Genomic DNA, 15,831 nt, shown 5'->3' with positions numbered 1-15,831 from the left:
GGCACATGGCAGAGAATGTATTTGAAGCAGTCAAGCTGTCAGTCAGCACCAGAGAAGTGGCAGCGTTTTATGGGATCGAGGTCAAACGAAATGGTATGGCCTGCTGTCCCTTTCACGATGATAAGAACCCCAGCATGAAGGTAGACCAGCGGTTCCACTGCTTTGGCTGCGGTGCAGATGGGGATGTGATCGACTTTACCGCAAAGCTCTTTAATCTCTCCCCAAAAGAAGCGGCGGAGAAACTGGCACAGGACTTTGGCCTGATCTATGACAGTCAGGCCCCTCCCCGCAGGAGGTATGTCCGGCAGAAAACCGAGGCACAAAAGTTTCGGGAGGACCGGCAGCGGTGTTATCGCGTACTGTCCGATTACTACCATCTGCTGAAAAAATGGGAGATCGACCATTCTCCCCGGACACCGGAGGAAGAACTGCACCCCCGTTTTGTGGAAGCGATCCAGAAGGAAACCTATGTAGAGTACCTGCTGGACCTTTTTCTTTATGAAAGTGAAGAAGAACAAAAGGCATGGATTGCAGAACACACAGCAGAAATCACACAATTGGAAAGGAGATTGAAAATCATGGCTGAGAACAAACCCACCAACCGAGAGCGGCTAAGGGAAATCACAGATGGCATCGAGCAGGGCATCAAGGAACTGTTTGAGAGCGAAAAGTATATGCGCTATCTGTCCGTCATGTCCCGCTTCCACCGCTATTCGGTAAACAACACCATGCTCATCTATATGCAGAAGCCGGACGCTACATTGGTAGCCGGATACAATAAGTGGAAAGACCAGTTTGAGCGTCATGTAAAAAAGGGCGAGCATGGCATTACCATCATCGCCCCCACACCGTATAAGAAGAAAATCGAGGAGCAGAAGCTGGACCCGGATACCAAGGCTCCGATTCTGGATAAAGACGGAAAGATCGTCACAGAGGAAAAAGAAATCGAAATCCCCATGTTTCGTCCGGTCAAGGTCTTTGATGTGAGCCAGACCGACGGGAAACCTTTGCCGGAGCTTGCTTCCTCCCTTTCCGGCAATGTGCCAAATTATGAGGCATTCATGGAGGCTCTGCGCCGCAGTGCGCCGGTGCCGATCACTTTTGAAGCAATGGCTGCCGATACGGACGGCTATTTTTCTGCCGATCATCAGAAAATCGCCATTCGTCAGGGCATGAGTGAGGTGCAGACGGTTTCGGCCACGGTTCATGAGATTGCCCACAGCAAGCTCCATGACCCTAAAAAATATGAAATGCTACCGTCATGGAAGGTTGTACTGGAGAGTGAAGGTGGAACCAAGCATGATTTCAAGCTGGATTTTGCCACAGAAAAAGAAGCTGAACAGTTTGCTTCTGATATGGATTGGCGCTATGTGGACGAAAATCAGTTTGAATGGCGTCTTGCAGTTGAGGAAGATCCAACCACAGAAAAACAGGCAATCAAAAGTCGCCACACGGAGGAAGTGGAGGCTGAAAGCATCTCCTACGCAGTCTGCAAATATTTTGGCATCGAGACCGGAGAAAACAGCTTCGGCTATATTGCAAGCTGGAGTCAGGGCAAGGAGCTGAAAGAGCTGAGAGCCAGTTTGGAAACCATCAACAAGACCTCCGGTACTTTGATCTCTGACATTGAGCGCCACTATAAGGAAATCTGCAAAGAGCGTGGAATAGACCCCCATGCAAAGGCAAAGCCGGAAACCGCCCCGATAGAGCAGCCAACCGGCAATCTGACTTACTATGTAGCAGAGTGCATGGAGTTTCCAAACCTTGGAGAATATCACGATAACCTGTCTTTGGAGGAGGCGGTCCGCATTTATCAGGAGATTCCGGCAGAGCGAATGAACGGGATCAAGGGCATTGGCTTTGAGCTGAAAGATGGAAGCGACTATGAAGGACCTTTTCCGATTTTGACCGGGCAGACCATTGACCTGGACACCATTCAGGCAATCGACTATTACCGTGATAATCCGTTGGTGCAAAAAGCGGTAAAGGAACTGGCTGCGGCCATGCCGGAAATGGAGGTGCTGGGAGCGGACGCCAACCAGCAGGAGGCTTTGTTTCTGATCGACGATGCCACTTATCTTCATATCCAGCCCTGTGACAGTGGCTGGGACTATACCCTTTACGATGCCGCATCCATGAAAGAGCTGGATGGCGGTCAGCTGGATATGCCGGAGCTTTCCCGCAAAAATGCAGTTCTCCAGATTTGTGATGACAACAATCTGGACAGCACTTCGCTCAGACACGCTCCTATGTCCATGATTGAGACCTTGCAGGAAGCGGCCTATCAGCAAATGCAGGCAGAGACCAGTCAGATGACTGCTTCTTCCCAGCTGCCGGAAGCGCAGGAGCAGGCACTGGATGAATACCCCATGCCGGATGAGCAGGTATCCACACCGGATATGCAGGAATATGGCTACTCCTATGATGGGATGCTCCCTGTTACCAGAGAACGGGCGCTGGAACTGGATGCCGCCGGTTTGACCGTCTATGCGCTGCATGAGGACAATACGGAGAGCATGGTGTTTGACCCGCAGGAAATCATGGATCATGGCGGTCTTTTCGGTGTGGACCATGAGGAATGGGAGAAAAGCCCTCAGTTCCACGAAAAGGTCATGGAGCGTCAGGAACATCAGCAGGAACGCGAACAGGCATTTCTCTCCCAGAATAGAGATTGCTTTGCCATCTATCAGGTAAGTCGTGACGATCCGCAGAATGTACGCTTTATGAATCTGGACTGGTTAAAGTCCCATAACATTTCCATAGACCGCAGCAATTATGACCTCATTTACACAGCTCCTCTGAGGGAGTCTGGCACTGTGCCGGAGCAGCTGGAAAAACTCTATCAGCAATTCAATCTGGAAAAGCCCGTGGACTTTCACAGTCCCTCCATGAGCGTCAGCGACATCGTTGCGATCAGACAGGACGGTAAGGTATCCTGTCATTACTGTGACAGTGTTGGTTTTACCCAGATCCCCGGATTCCTGCCAGAAAACCCGCTGAAAAATGCGGAAATGATGCTGGAGGACGATTACGGCATGATCGACGGTATCATCAACAATGGCACAAAAGAACCTACGGTGGCAGAGCTGGAACAGCAGGCCCGAAGCGGTCAGCCCATTTCCCTGATGGAGTTGGCAGCCGCCACCCATCGGGAGGAACGGGAAAAGAAAAAGTCCGTCATGGAGCAGCTGAAAGGCCAGCCCAAGACAGAACACAAAAAGACAGCACCCAAAAAGAGTGCGGAAAGGGAGATTTGATATGGGAAACTTTACTTTTGAGGAAATGAACCTGATGTGCATTTACAATACCGGCAGCCGCACCGGGCTGATTGACAGTCTGCGTGAGATGCGCGGCGAGCTTTCGCCGGAGGAAACGGAGCTGAGAGAGTTGACCGACAGCGCCCTTACGAAGCTCTGTGCGATGACCGATGAGAAGTTTGCCGAACTGGAGCTGTACCCGGATTTTGACCAGTAAACACCATAATCGGCAGGGATGGGGTGGCGATCTGCCACCCCACCTTTTTACCCCAAAACTGAAAGGAGGACAGAACACTATGCCAACCAAAGCTGAACTATATGCACAGATGGCGGACAAGGTGGCAACACAGCTCACGGGGAGCTGGCAGGAATGGGCAGGGTTTCTCACTACTGCTTCCCGCCTTTACAAGTACCCGTTCCATGAACAACTGATGATCTACGCCCAGCGACCGGACGCCACCGCCTGTGCGGAGTACGATTTGTGGAATGAAAAGATGGGCCGTTATGTAAGGCGCGGTTCCAAGGGAATCGCTCTGGTGGACGATTCCGGGGACAGGCCCCGCCTGCGTTATGTCTTTGATATTTCCGACACCGGAACCCGTGAACATTCCCGCACTCCCTGGCTGTGGCAGCTGGAGGAGCGCCATTTGGATTCGGTGCAGGCCATGCTTGAGCGCACCTATGATGTTTCCGGTGATGACCTTGCCGGACAGCTCACCAAGGTAGCCGGAAAACTGGCTGAGGAATACTGGACGGAGCATCAGCAGGACTTCTTCTATATCGTTGACGGTTCCTTTTTGGAGGAATATGATGAGTTTAACATCGGAGTGCAGTTCAAGGCAGCCGCCACCGTCAGTATCACTTACGCTTTGATGTCCCGCTGTGGACTGGAGCCGGAACGTTACTTCGACCACGAAGATTTCATGGCGATCTTTGATTTCAACACCCCGTCCACCATCGGGGCGCTGGGAACAGCGGTCAGCCAGATCAACCAGCAGGTGCTGCGGCAGATCGGCGTCACCGTCCGAAATGCAGAGCGCGAAGCCAACCAAGAAAGGAGCAAGCAAGATGAACAATCCCATGACCTATATCCAGAACGGAGACTATCTGATTCCCGACCTGAAGCTGAGCCAGCAGTCAGAGAAAACCCTGGGCAAGTACGGCAGGATGAGGAAAACCTACCTGAAGGAACATCGTCCCATCCTCTACAACCAGATGCTGCTGAGCGAGAAGTTGTACCAGCACCTTCTGGAGATCGACGAGACCGCCCAGAGCAGACTGGAGCAGATGATGCCCCAGCTGGCGAAGGAAGCGGGAGCCACCGAGCAACTGAAAGCCAGCGATCCCATGAAGTGGGTGGGGCTGATGAACACCTGCAAAGCCCAGGCAGAGGAGATCCTGATGGCGGAGCTTATCAACAGCTGACCCTAAACCTGTTCCTCTCCGAAGCGGAACAGATCCAATCCATAGATGAAGCAGAGAATGTAGCGCATACATCCTCTGCTTTTTCTTTTGCCCAAAATGACATCGACCATGTGCTGCGTTTGGGCGGCAATACAGATCGTCAGAGGGAGCGTGTGGTTGCAGCATTTGAAAAGCAGAAAACCACCGCTGAGATTGCCGAGATACTGAAAACGCTGTACCACGGCGGCAACGGCCTTGGCAGTGTGAGTGCATGGTATGCCGAGGATGGTATCCATCTTTCCCACGGGAAGTCTGTCCGTTATGACAGGTCTGCCCAGATCATTTCTTGGGAGCGCGCCGCAGAGCGTATCGGGGAGCTTTTGGAAAGTGGTCAGTTTGCCTCTAATGTGGAGCTTGCAGAAGCGGCAGGCTATGAACGCTCCCTCCTTGCAGAAAAACTTTGGCATCTGTACCACGATTTCAGCGATAAAGCCAGAGATTCCGGGTATCTGTCCTGTCTGTCCGGTATTCAGAGAACCGGGTTCCCGGAAGAAACTGCATGGCTTGCCGAGCAGCTGAGTGACCCAGCTTTCCGCCAAACCCTCAAGGAAGAATACGCTGCCTTCTGGACTGCCTATCAGCAGGACCGTGACCTGTTGCGTTTTCACTATCATAGACAGAGGGAGATCTGGGAGAACCTGAAGGACCTTGACCTGCCCCGCAGGACCTTTTCTTCAGAGCTTTCCCAAGTGCCAACCGTCCAGCACTTCATTACCGAGGATGAGATCGACGCCGCCATGACCGGCGGCAGCAGTTTCGCCGGAGGAAAAGGCCGTATCTATGCGTTCTTCATGGCAAACCATACGGATAAGGAGAAAGTGAGATTCCTCAAAGACGAGTATGGCATTGGCGGACGCTCTCATGCCCTGTCCGGCGCAACACACAGCGGCGAAGATCACGATGGGAAAGGACTGCACTATAAAAAGCAGGACTGCCCGGATGTTCACTTGAACTGGGAAAAGGTTGCCAAGCGCATTACCTCACTTGTCCAGAAAGGCCGCTATCTTACCGAACAGGAACAGGCGCAGTATGACAAAATCCAGGCTGAAAAGGAATTGGCAGAAGAAGATGCCATCCAAGCCCAGCAGCCGGAGGTGGAGGAAGAAACGCCAAAGCCTACCCTTCGGGAGCAGTTTGAGCAGTATAAGACTGTGGTGACTGCCGCCATTTCCGAGGATGCCGCATACCGCAATGCCTGCGGGCATTCTGACCGTGAAAATGCTGTCATCGAGGGCAATGCCGCTGTGCGCCGTGCGGTCCTTGGTTCTAAGGATATGGAGCTGATCCGCCTCTATTCGGATGTGCCGGAGTTCCGCCAGCGCCTGCACCGGGAAGTGATCGACGAAACCTATCCAAAGCTCCATGAACTTCTGCGCCCTCTTTCTCAGGAAGATATTGATACTGCCATTTGTGCATGGAACGGCAATATCGAGAGTAAACACGCTGTCGTCCGTTATATGAAAGACCATGCAAGAGAGAAAGATACCGCTGCATGGCTGGCTCAGGAATACGGCGGCAGTAACAGCAACAGCCTGTTCGTTGTCCGTGCCGGCAGCCCGGAGGAAACGCAGCTGCCCTGGCCGAAGGTACAGCGCAGGCTTGCCCAGCTCATTCAGGAGGACCGGTTCTATACCGAAGAAGAACAGGACCGTTTTGACAACATCGACCCCATCGCCATCCGGGAAGCTCTGGAGGAAAGAGGGATCGTCAACGGCCAGGTGGCAGACCCGGAAAAACTGGACAATGACTCATTTATCCAGCAGGTAATGTCGGATGTAGAGCAGATCGCAGCTGTTGAGACAGAGCAGACTTCCAAAGTTGCTATTTCCGATGAGGAATATGACGCAGTTCGCCGCCCAATTCCGCAAAGAACCTCCTATGACCCAGCCGCCCCGGTCTATGCCGTGGGCGATACCGTGTATATCGAGGATGACGCCTATCAGATCACCGAGCTACGGGATGACACCGTACAGCTTCTGCCCACCGGCATGGTATATCCCATCTACCGGGCAGAGCGCAAAGAACAGTTTGAACAGCTGCTTCGGGCAGATCGCCGAAATGCTTACTATACCGAGTTTCTTCCTATTGACCCGGACAAGGCAGATCAGGACTTGCGGGATGTATTGGCTCATGGACTGATGGATGAAGCGGATAAAAAGCAGATTTCCACGCTGCTGCAATCCGGCAGGAGCAACAGCGAGATCGCCTACTGGCTGAGCAGAGCCTATTCCGGTGAGATCGAGACGCTGAATTTGGAGACCGGCGATATTGTCGATTACCGTACCACGGCACAGGGCATAGAACTGGAAGTCATGGATGCAGAGGAAAAGCGTCTGGCTATGCTGTATTTCCGCTGGGATGAGGTTGCGCCTTTGCTGCGCGGGATGTATGCCCGTCAGCAGGACGGCTTTGGACAGGAACAGCCCCAATCGGCTACCGAATCCCCGACCTTCCATTCCGAGACCATGGCCGTCTATCCGGGCGATAAGAACCATCTACCTTATGATGTGGTGGTGGAACGGTTGCATATTGAGGAGCCGGAGCCGCCAGCCCCTGTAACAGAGCCGGAGAAAACCTTTGAGGAAGTGCTGGATGAACACCCGGTTTCCATTCAGGTCAACGGCCAGTGGCAGACCTTCCCCAATGCCAAAGCTGCCGAGGAAGCCTCCTATGAGGAATACAAGGCTAACCTGCGCCGCAATGCACAGAACTTCCGCATTACCGATGAGTATTTGGGTGAAGGCGGTCCAAAAGCCAAGTTCCAGGCAAATGTTAATGCCATTCGTTTGCTGAAAGAGCTGGAATCTGCCGGACAGCAGGCAAGCCCCGAACAACAGGAGATTCTTTCCCGTTATGTGGGCTGGGGCGGTCTCTCTGATGCGTTTGACCCGGAGAAACCGGTATGGGCTTTAGAGTATGCCCAGCTAAAAGAACTGCTGACCCCGGAGGAATATGCCGCCGCCAGAAGCTCTACCCTCAACGCCCATTACACCAGCCCTACGGTCATTCAGGCCATCTACGAAGCGGTGGACCGTATGGGATTTGAGACAGGAAATATTCTGGAGCCGTCTATGGGTGTGGGCAATTTCTTTGGTATGCTGCCGGAGAAAATGCGAAACAGCCATCTGTACGGCGTGGAGTTGGACCCGGTTTCCGGGCGTATCGCAAAGCAGCTCTATCCCAAGGCGGACATCACAGTAGGCGGCTTTGAGACCACTGACAGGCGGGACTTCTTTGACCTTGCCATCGGCAATGTGCCTTTTGGTCAGTATCAGGTCAATGACAAAGCCTACAACAAGCTGAATTTCAACATTCATAATTACTTTTTCGCCAAAGCACTGGATCAGGTGCGTCCCGGCGGTGTGGTAGCTTTTGTGACCTCCCGCTATACCATGGATGCCAAGGATTCCACCGTGCGCCGCTATCTTGCCCAGCGTGCCGAGCTGCTGGGAGCGATCCGTCTGCCTAATGACGCGTTCAAAAAGAATGCCGGTGCCGAGGTTGTATCGGACATCATCTTTCTCCAAAAGCGGGACCGTCCGCTGGACATTGCATCAGAGTGGACGCAGACCGGACAGACGGAGGACGGGTTTGCCATCAACCGGTATTTTATCGACCACCCGGAAATGGTGCTGGGCAGACAGGAGCCGGTAAGCACTGCACATGGTATGGACTACACCGTGAACCCCATCGAGGGACTGAAGCTTTCCGACCAGCTGCATGATGCTGTGAAGTACATTCATGGCACTTATCAGGAGGCAGAGCTGCCGGAGCTGGGCGAAGGCGAAGCCATTGACACCTCCATTCCTGCCGACCCAAATGTGAAGAACTATTCCTATGCCATTGTAGACGGGCAGGTGTACTATCGGGAAAACAGCCGCATGGTGCGCCCTGACCTCAACGCCACCGTCGAAGCCCGCGTGAAAGGTCTTGTGGGACTGCGTGATTGTGTGCAGGAACTGATCGACCTTCAGATGGATGCAGCGGTTCCAGACAGCACCATTACCCAAAAACAGGCGGAACTGAACCGACTCTATGACAGCTTTTCTGCCAAATACGGTCTCATCAACGACCGTGCGAACCGGCTGGCCTATGCAGATGATTCTTCCTATTACCTGCTCTGTGCGCTGGAAGTTATCGACGAGGACGGAAAGCTGGAGCGCAAGGCGGATATGTTCACCAAACGGACCATCAAGCCCCATCAGGCAGTGGCTACTGTGGATACGGCAAGCGAAGCACTGGCGGTGTCCATCTCGGAAAAAGCCTGCGTAGATATGAGCTATATGAGCCAGCTTACCGGAAAAACAAAAGAAGAACTGGCCGGAGAGCTGCAAGGCGTGATCTTCCGTGTACCGGGACAGTTGGAGAAAGACGGCACACCCCATTTTGTGACTGCTGATGAATACCTTTCCGGCAATGTACGCCGCAAACTGCGTCAGGCGCAGCGGGCGGCACAGCAGGACCCGGTTTATGCAGTCAATGTGGAAGCTCTTAGCGCCGCCCAGCCCAAAGACCTGGATGCGTCGGAGATCGAGGTGCGTCTGGGCGCTACCTGGATCGACAAAGAGTACATCCAGCAGTTTATGTACGAAACCTTCAACACCCCGTTTTATCTCCAGCGCAGTATCGAGGTCAACTATTCGTCCTTTACCGCTGAATGGCAGATCAAGGGGAAATCTTCCGTATCCTACAACGATGTGGCAGCCTACACCACCTACGGAACCAGCCGTGCCAATGCCTACAAGATTTTGGAGGACAGCCTGAACCTGCGGGATGTCCGTATCTACGACACCATAGAGGACGCAGACGGAAAAGAGCGCCGGGTTCTGAACGCCAAGGAGACCACCCTGGCTGCTCAAAAACAGCAGGCTATCCGGGAAGCCTTTAGGGACTGGATCTGGAGAGACCCGGAGCGCCGCCAGACTTTGGTGCGCCAGTATAACGAAGAAATGAACTCTACCCGTCCCCGCGAGTATGATGGCAGCCATATCACTTTTGGCGGCATGAACCCGGCCATTACCCTGCGGGAACACCAGAAAAGTGCCATCGCCCATGTGCTGTATGGCGGAAATACCCTGCTGGCACACGAAGTAGGCGCAGGCAAAACCTTTGAGATGGTAGCTGCTTCGATGGAAGCCAAACGCCTGGGACTGTGCCAGAAATCTCTCTTTGTGGTTCCAAACCATCTGACCGAGCAGTGGGCGTCGGAGTTTCTGCGTCTCTATCCTTCCGCCAATATCTTAGTCACCACAAAAAAGGATTTTGAGACCCATAACCGAAAGAAGTTCTGCGCTCGTATTGCGACGGGTGATTATGATGCCATTATCATGGGACACAGCCAGTTTGAGCGTATCCCCATCAGCCGGGAGCGTCAGGAACGGCTTCTCTATGAGCAGATCGACGAGATCACCGAGGGGATTGCAGAGGTACAGGCCAGCGGCGGCGAGCGTTTTACCGTCAAGCAGCTGGAGCGTACCAGAAAGTCTCTGGAAGCCAGACTGGAAAAGCTGCAAGCCGAGGGGCGAAAAGACGATGTGGTAACCTTCGAGCAGCTGGGTGTGGACCGTTTGTTTGTGGACGAGGCCCACAACTATAAAAACCTGTTTCTATACACAAAAATGCGGAATGTGGCTGGTCTTTCCACATCGGACGCGCAGAAATCCTCCGATATGTTTGCCAAGTGCCGCTATATGGATGAGATCACCGGAAATCGTGGCGTGATTTTTGCCACCGGCACACCGGTCAGCAACTCCATGACCGAGCTTTACACCATGCAGCGTTATCTTCAATATGAACGCCTGCAAGAGCTGAACATGACCCACTTCGACTGCTGGGCTTCCCGATTTGGAGAGACCGTCACAGCTTTGGAGCTGGCACCGGAAGGCACCGGCTACCGGGCAAGAACGAGATTCAGCAAGTTCTTTAACCTGCCAGAGCTGATGAACCTGTTCAAAGAAGTGGCGGACATCAAGACCGCCGACCAACTGAACCTGCCCACCCCGGAGGTGGAATACCACAACATCGTGGCGCAGCCTACCGAACATCAGCAGGAAATGGTCAAAGCTCTTTCGGAGCGTGCATCGCTGGTACACAGCGGAACTGTTGACCCGTCCCAGGATAACATGCTCAAGATTACCTCGGATGGCCGTAAGCTGGGGCTTGACCAGAGGATCGTCAACCAGATGCTGCCGGACGAACCTGGCACAAAGGTCAATCAGTGTGTGGACAACATCATGCAGATCTGGCGGGACGGCAAAGCTGACAAGCTGACCCAGCTGGTGTTCTGCGACATTTCTACACCACAGGCCAAAGCTCCTGCAAGCAAGGCGGCGAAAACGCTGGATAATCCACTGCTTCACGCACTGGAAGGCGCTGTGACTCTGCCGGAGCAGGAACCGGTCTTTACGGTATATGACGATATTCGTCAGAAACTTATTGCTCAGGGAATGCCTGCCGACCAGATCGCTTTTATCCATGAAGCCAACACCGAAGTGCGGAAAAAGGAGCTGTTCTCTAAAGTCCGTACCGGTCAGGTGCGTGTCCTTTTGGGCAGCACCGCCAAGATGGGCGCAGGCACCAATGTGCAAGACCGTCTGGTGGCACTTCATGATCTGGATTGTCCGTGGAGACCCGGAGACCTTGCCCAGAGAAAGGGGCGTATCGAGCGTCAGGGCAACCAGAACCCCCTTGTTCATGTGTACCGCTATGTGACCGAGGGAACCTTTGACGCATACCTCTGGCAGACAGTGGAGAACAAGCAGAAATTCATCAGTCAGATCATGACTTCTAAATCGCCGGTGCGTTCCTGCGATGATGTGGATGAAACAGCCCTCAGTTTTGCCGAGATCAAGGCTCTGTGTGCCGGAGATCCCCGCATCAAGGAGCGTATGGATTTGGATGTGGAGGTATCCCGCCTGAAGCTGATGAAAGCCGACCACCAGAGCAAGCAATATCGTCTGGAGGACCAGCTGCTCAAATACTTCCCGGAGGAGATTGAAAAGCACAAAGGTTTTATCAAGGGCTTTGAATCTGATCTGGAGGTTTTGGCAGCTCACCCGCACCCAGAGGACGGCTTTGCCGGTATGGAGATTCGTGGCGATCTGCTGACCGATAAGGAGAACGCCGGCGCAGCCCTTCTGGATGCCTGCAAGGAGGTCAAAACCTCCGATCCGGTGCAGATTGGCAGCTACCGGGGCTATGCCATATCCGTGGAATTTTCCGCTTGGAAACAGGAGTATACGCTCCTGCTGAAAGGACAGATGACCCACAGGGCAACTCTTGGTACAGACCCTCGCGGAAATCTTACCCGTATCGACAATGCCCTCGCCCAGATGCCACAGCGTCTGGAGGCGGCAAAGGCCCAGCTGGATAACCTCTATCAGCAGCAGGCTGCCGCAAAGGAGGAAGTCGGAAAGCCATTCCTTTATGAAGAAGAACTGCGAAGCAAAAACGCCCGTCTGGTGGAGCTGGATACTTTGCTCAACATCGACGGAAAGGGACAGGCACACGCCGAGGCTGTTGTTGCCAAAAGCACACGGCCTTCGGTGCTGGATCATCTGAAACGCCCGGTGCCGCCCCGCAGTACAGACAAGAAACCAAAACAGCATGAGGAGGTGCGATAACATGAATACCAATAATCTGAATGCGGCCCTTTATGAAAAGATGGCCACTGAGCAGGAAAAATACATGGATTGGTTGAAAAGTCAGCCCCCAGAAGAAATCCTGCACCACACCTATGAGTACACCGTCCGGGAGGACATCGTGATGGCGATGGAGGAGCTGGAACTGACCGACACCCAGGCTCAGGCACTTTTGGAATCTTCATCTCCGTTGGCGGATGTGTACCGTTATTTTGAAAAGCTGGAGACTGGCTATATGGATGTGATCCGGGACAGCATTGAAAACCGTGCCGATGATGTGTGCAAGGCGCAGGAAGAATTACGAACTGCCCCTCTCTACCCCCATTCAGCTGCCTATGCGAGAGAACATGGGGAAATGGCACAGTACAACCTCTCATATCAGGTGAACAGCGCCTGCAAAGAAGCCATTGAGCAGACCATCAGCGCCCACTATGCAGAGAACCGGCTGGATACGGAGGCGGCGGTCAAAGATGTGCTGGAAAAGTTCGGGGCGGAACGGGTACAGTTCATTCTTGCAAACACCATCCAGCACAAGAACCATGGCGGGCGTATCTCTCAGGACAATAAAGCCTGGGCAAAAACCATTCCCATGCCGGAGGACAGCGGCGCTTCCCGCCACTGCGCCTATCTGGTTGTGGATGGGGTCAATCCCGGTCTGACCGATCTGTTTACCAGGCAGGCCAGAAAAACCATGCAGGAACAGCAAAAAAGTTCTGTCCTGCAAAAGCTCAAACAGGAACCGCCTGCCCATAAGTCTGCCGCCCCGAAGAAACAGGAGCCGGAGCGATGAGCAGCCCCAAGCGCAAGCGGGATGTGCCGGTTCTGTTTTGGGTATCTGCTGATGAAATGGAGTTGATTCAGCAGAAAATGGCACAGTTTGGGACAAAAAACCTGAGCGCCTATCTGCGGAAAATGGCTGTGGACGGCTATGTGGTGCAGCTGGATTTGCCGGAACTGAAAGAACTGGTATCCCTGCTGCGCCGGAGCAGCAACAACTTAAACCAGCTGACCCGCAAGGTGCATGAGACCGGGCGGATTTATGATGTCGATTTGGAGGATATATCCCAGCGGCAGGAACAGTTATGGGACGGAGTTAAAGAGATACTGACACAACTCTCCAAACTTTCGTAACCGGGACAAATACCCCATCTGCGGAGGGAGGAACGGCGCTTCTTCGCCGCGCCTTCCTCCGCTTTTTCTTTTTGCCCGTATCCTTGCCTTTTGGCTGTGAGACAGGGATAATGGAATCAGGAACAGGAACTGTGATTTTGGGAGGAGGCATAACAATGAGGGCATTGGTATTTTTGCTGAAACTGCTGTTGAAGATCGTGATGGTTCCGGTGATTCTGGCGCTGACCCTGTTCGTTTGGATTTGTGTGGGGATCGTCTATGTCTCCGGTCTGGTGCTGGGGCTTATCAGCATGGTGATCGCCCTGCTGGGTGTGGCGGTTCTGCTGACCTGTTCCCTGCAAAACGGCATTATCCTGCTGGTGATGGCATTCCTTATTAGTCCCTATGGTCTGCCGATGGCTGCCATCTGGCTGCTGGGCAAGGTGCAGGACTTGAAGTTTGCCATTCAGGATTTGGTTTATGGATAAAATGCGCGGTCACAAAAATGCGAGACAGTGTCTGTTAAATTGCTATATTTACTTCTGTGCTACATCCGTGTATAATAGTAGCACGAAAGGAAGTGATGGATGTGACCAAATCAGAACGGTTTGAGCAATTAGACAGACTTCTGACCGAGCATGATGGGATGCTGCAAACCGCACAGGTAATCGCCAGCGGAATTGTAAAACCCATTTTTTATGAATATGTCAAAGAGAAAAATCTTCAGCAGGTTGCTCACGGAATTTATGTCTCCGAGGACACCTGGATTGATGCGATGTTTCTGTTACATCTGCGATGTGGTCAGGCAGTATTTTCCCATGAATCAGCGCTGTTTTTTCATGACTTGACAGACCGGGAACCATCTCCATACGCTATCACGGTGCGCAGAGGGTACAGCACCACTCGCTTAAAGGCAGAGGGCCTTTCTGTTTACACCATCAAACCAGAACTATATGAGGTAGGGCTGACAACTGGCCAAACTCCTTTTGGGCATACGGTTCCTGTCTATGATATGGAGCGCACCATCTGCGATCTGCTCCGCAGCCGAAGCAGCATGGAAATACAGACTTTTCAAGGTGCGCTGAAGATGTATGCCAGAAGAAAGGACAAGGATCTGCGGACTTTGATGCGGTATGCCGGTATGTTCCGGGTTGAAAAAATTTTACGGCAGTATTTGGAGGTGCTTTTATGATAAAGACAGCAAGGCAGCTAAAAGATTTGATTCGCAATCTTTCCAGAGAAAAATCTGCGGATGCACAGCTTTTAATGCGAAACTATATGATGGAGCGTTTTCTGGAGCGTATTTCCCTTTCTGAATATCGTGATAAATTTATTCTGAAAGGCGGGATGCTGGTAGCGGCAATGGTTGGACTGGATGCCCGTTCCACGATGGACTTGGACGCTACTGTAAAAGGAGCCAATGTTAATGTAGAGGAGATCGAGAACCTGATTTCTGCTATTGTGAGTGTGCCGATTGATGATGGCGTCAAATTTCAGCTGAAAAGCATTTCAGAGATTATGGATGAAGCGGAGTATCCTGGGATTCGGGTCAGCATGACTACAACCTTTGACGGTGTGGTGACACCTTTGAAGATTGACATTTCCACAGGGGATGCCATTACCCCCAGGGAGGTACGCTACTCTTTCAAGCTGATGCTGGAAGATCGCTCCATTGACATTTGGGCATACAATCTGGAAACCGTTCTGGCTGAAAAGCTGGAAACAATCATCACCAGAACCACCACCAACACCCGCATGAGAGATTTCTATGACATTTATATTCTGGATCAGCTCCACGGGAACACATTGAACCAGCAGACGCTCTATGATGCACTGTTGGCAACTGCCAAAAAACGCGGAACCGAACGGCATCTTGCAGAAGCTGTGGATGTTTTGAATGAAGTGGAAAGCAGTCCTGTGATGCAGAAACTTTGGGAATCTTACCGCAGGAAGTTTTCCTATGCGGCAGATCTGGAGTGGAACATCATCATGAGGGCGGTTCGCAGTTTATATGCGCTCAGTGAAAAGGAATCGAGCCTATGAAGAAGCATGGACATTATTGTAAAGTCTGCGGAGAATATAAGGCTAACGAAAATTTTTCCGGCAAAGGTCATGCGGCGCACATCTGTAAATCCTGTGCTTCTTTATCGCCGGAGAAACAAGCGGAGCAAATGACGGTAAACCGCTTACTGAATCTCCCTTGGCGGTTATCAAAGGAGCAGATTTCCTGGCTGAAAAACCGAATGAAAGATAAGCGCCCTGAAGTTCGTGCACTGGCAAAAGAACAATACGAGATGAGGTTTCCTCCGAAGCGGTTAGAGGACATCGAGGACGATTTTATAGAATAGCAAAAGCGGTCT

11 protein-coding genes are annotated in these 15,831 nt (G+C 52.4%); 10 read left to right on the top strand and 1 reads right to left on the bottom strand.

Annotation, left to right across the window (positions count from 1 at the left end):
- Positions 1-5 precede the first annotated feature (5 nt).
- Positions 6-3,257 (top strand): YodL domain-containing protein, encoded by a 3,252-nt coding sequence (locus DW724_RS07745; RefSeq protein ID WP_118749556.1) that lies wholly within the window; start codon positions 6-8, stop codon positions 3,255-3,257.
- Position 3,258: 1 nt separating this feature from the next.
- Positions 3,259-3,474 carry a transposon-transfer assisting family protein gene (locus DW724_RS07740; protein WP_003526257.1) on the top strand — a complete coding sequence of 72 codons (216 nt, stop codon included), beginning with the start codon at positions 3,259-3,261 and terminating at the stop codon, positions 3,472-3,474.
- Positions 3,475-3,571: 97 nt separating this feature from the next.
- Here the strand turns inward: DW724_RS07740 and DW724_RS15985 are convergent, their stop codons facing one another.
- Complete coding sequence (locus DW724_RS15985) at positions 3,572-4,339, bottom strand: hypothetical protein (protein ID WP_233554151.1); 768 nt, start codon at positions 4,337-4,339, stop codon at positions 3,572-3,574.
- Here DW724_RS15985 and DW724_RS15980 point away from each other — a divergent pair.
- From DW724_RS15980 to DW724_RS07705, 8 genes are all read left to right on the top strand, one after another.
- The gene (locus DW724_RS15980; protein ID WP_243092223.1) at positions 4,326-4,682 is read left to right on the top strand and encodes a TnpV protein; all 357 of its coding nucleotides are present in this window, start codon (positions 4,326-4,328) and stop codon (positions 4,680-4,682) included. The genes DW724_RS15985 and DW724_RS15980 overlap by 14 nt on opposite strands.
- A 152-nt stretch (positions 4,683-4,834) precedes the next feature.
- Positions 4,835-12,343: an SNF2-related protein gene (locus DW724_RS07735; protein WP_442861268.1), complete on the top strand. Its 7,509-nt coding sequence runs from the start codon at positions 4,835-4,837 to the stop codon at positions 12,341-12,343.
- Position 12,344: 1 nt separating this feature from the next.
- Positions 12,345-13,151, top strand: a complete 807-nt coding sequence (locus DW724_RS07730) for a DUF3849 domain-containing protein (RefSeq protein ID WP_118667184.1) — start codon at positions 12,345-12,347, stop codon at positions 13,149-13,151.
- The gene (locus tag DW724_RS07725) at positions 13,148-13,492 is read left to right on the top strand and encodes a plasmid mobilization protein (RefSeq protein ID WP_002576211.1); all 345 of its coding nucleotides are present in this window, start codon (positions 13,148-13,150) and stop codon (positions 13,490-13,492) included. Before DW724_RS07730 ends, DW724_RS07725 begins: the two co-directional genes overlap by 4 nt.
- Before the next feature lie 155 nt (positions 13,493-13,647).
- On the top strand, positions 13,648-13,959 hold the full coding sequence (locus DW724_RS07720; RefSeq protein ID WP_002576210.1) for a CD1845 family protein: 312 nt from the start codon (positions 13,648-13,650) through the stop codon (positions 13,957-13,959).
- A gap of 95 nt (positions 13,960-14,054) precedes the next feature.
- Entirely contained in the window at positions 14,055-14,663 is a 609-nt protein-coding gene (locus tag DW724_RS07715) for a type IV toxin-antitoxin system AbiEi family antitoxin domain-containing protein (protein WP_002576209.1), read from the top strand.
- Entirely contained in the window at positions 14,660-15,514 is an 855-nt protein-coding gene (locus DW724_RS07710) for a nucleotidyl transferase AbiEii/AbiGii toxin family protein (RefSeq protein WP_118667183.1), read from the top strand. The genes DW724_RS07715 and DW724_RS07710 overlap by 4 nt, the downstream gene beginning before the upstream one ends.
- Positions 15,511-15,819, top strand: coding sequence for a hypothetical protein (locus tag DW724_RS07705; RefSeq protein ID WP_118667182.1), 309 nt, complete (start codon positions 15,511-15,513; stop codon positions 15,817-15,819). The genes DW724_RS07710 and DW724_RS07705 overlap by 4 nt, the downstream gene beginning before the upstream one ends.
- The last annotated feature ends 12 nt before the right edge of the window (positions 15,820-15,831 follow it).

This window comes from Butyricicoccus sp. AM27-36 (genome assembly GCF_003480945.1).
GTDB classification, from domain to species: domain Bacteria; phylum Bacillota; class Clostridia; order Oscillospirales; family Butyricicoccaceae; genus Agathobaculum; species Agathobaculum butyriciproducens.
The sequence above is the reverse complement of the archived record's forward strand: the minus strand, read 5'-3'. Positions and strand labels throughout refer to the sequence as shown.

Bases quoted from the DNA above. Each gene is read 5' to 3' on its own strand.
- DW724_RS07745 (WP_118749556.1), top strand. From the start codon at position 6: ATGGCAGAGAATGTATTTGAAGCAGTCAAGCTGTCAGTCAGCACCAGA.
- DW724_RS07740 (WP_003526257.1), top strand. From the start codon at position 3,259: ATGGGAAACTTTACTTTTGAGGAAATGAACCTGATGTGCATTTACAAT.
- DW724_RS15980 (WP_243092223.1), top strand. From the start codon at position 4,326: ATGAACAATCCCATGACCTATATCCAGAACGGAGACTATCTGATTCCC.
- DW724_RS15985 (WP_233554151.1), bottom strand. From the start codon at position 4,339: ATGGGATTGTTCATCTTGCTTGCTCCTTTCTTGGTTGGCTTCGCGCTC.
- DW724_RS07730 (WP_118667184.1), top strand. From the start codon at position 12,345: ATGAATACCAATAATCTGAATGCGGCCCTTTATGAAAAGATGGCCACT.
- DW724_RS07725 (WP_002576211.1), top strand. From the start codon at position 13,148: ATGAGCAGCCCCAAGCGCAAGCGGGATGTGCCGGTTCTGTTTTGGGTA.
- DW724_RS07720 (WP_002576210.1), top strand. From the start codon at position 13,648: ATGAGGGCATTGGTATTTTTGCTGAAACTGCTGTTGAAGATCGTGATG.
- DW724_RS07715 (WP_002576209.1), top strand. From the start codon at position 14,055: ATGGATGTGACCAAATCAGAACGGTTTGAGCAATTAGACAGACTTCTG.
- DW724_RS07710 (WP_118667183.1), top strand. From the start codon at position 14,660: ATGATAAAGACAGCAAGGCAGCTAAAAGATTTGATTCGCAATCTTTCC.
- DW724_RS07705 (WP_118667182.1), top strand. From the start codon at position 15,511: ATGAAGAAGCATGGACATTATTGTAAAGTCTGCGGAGAATATAAGGCT.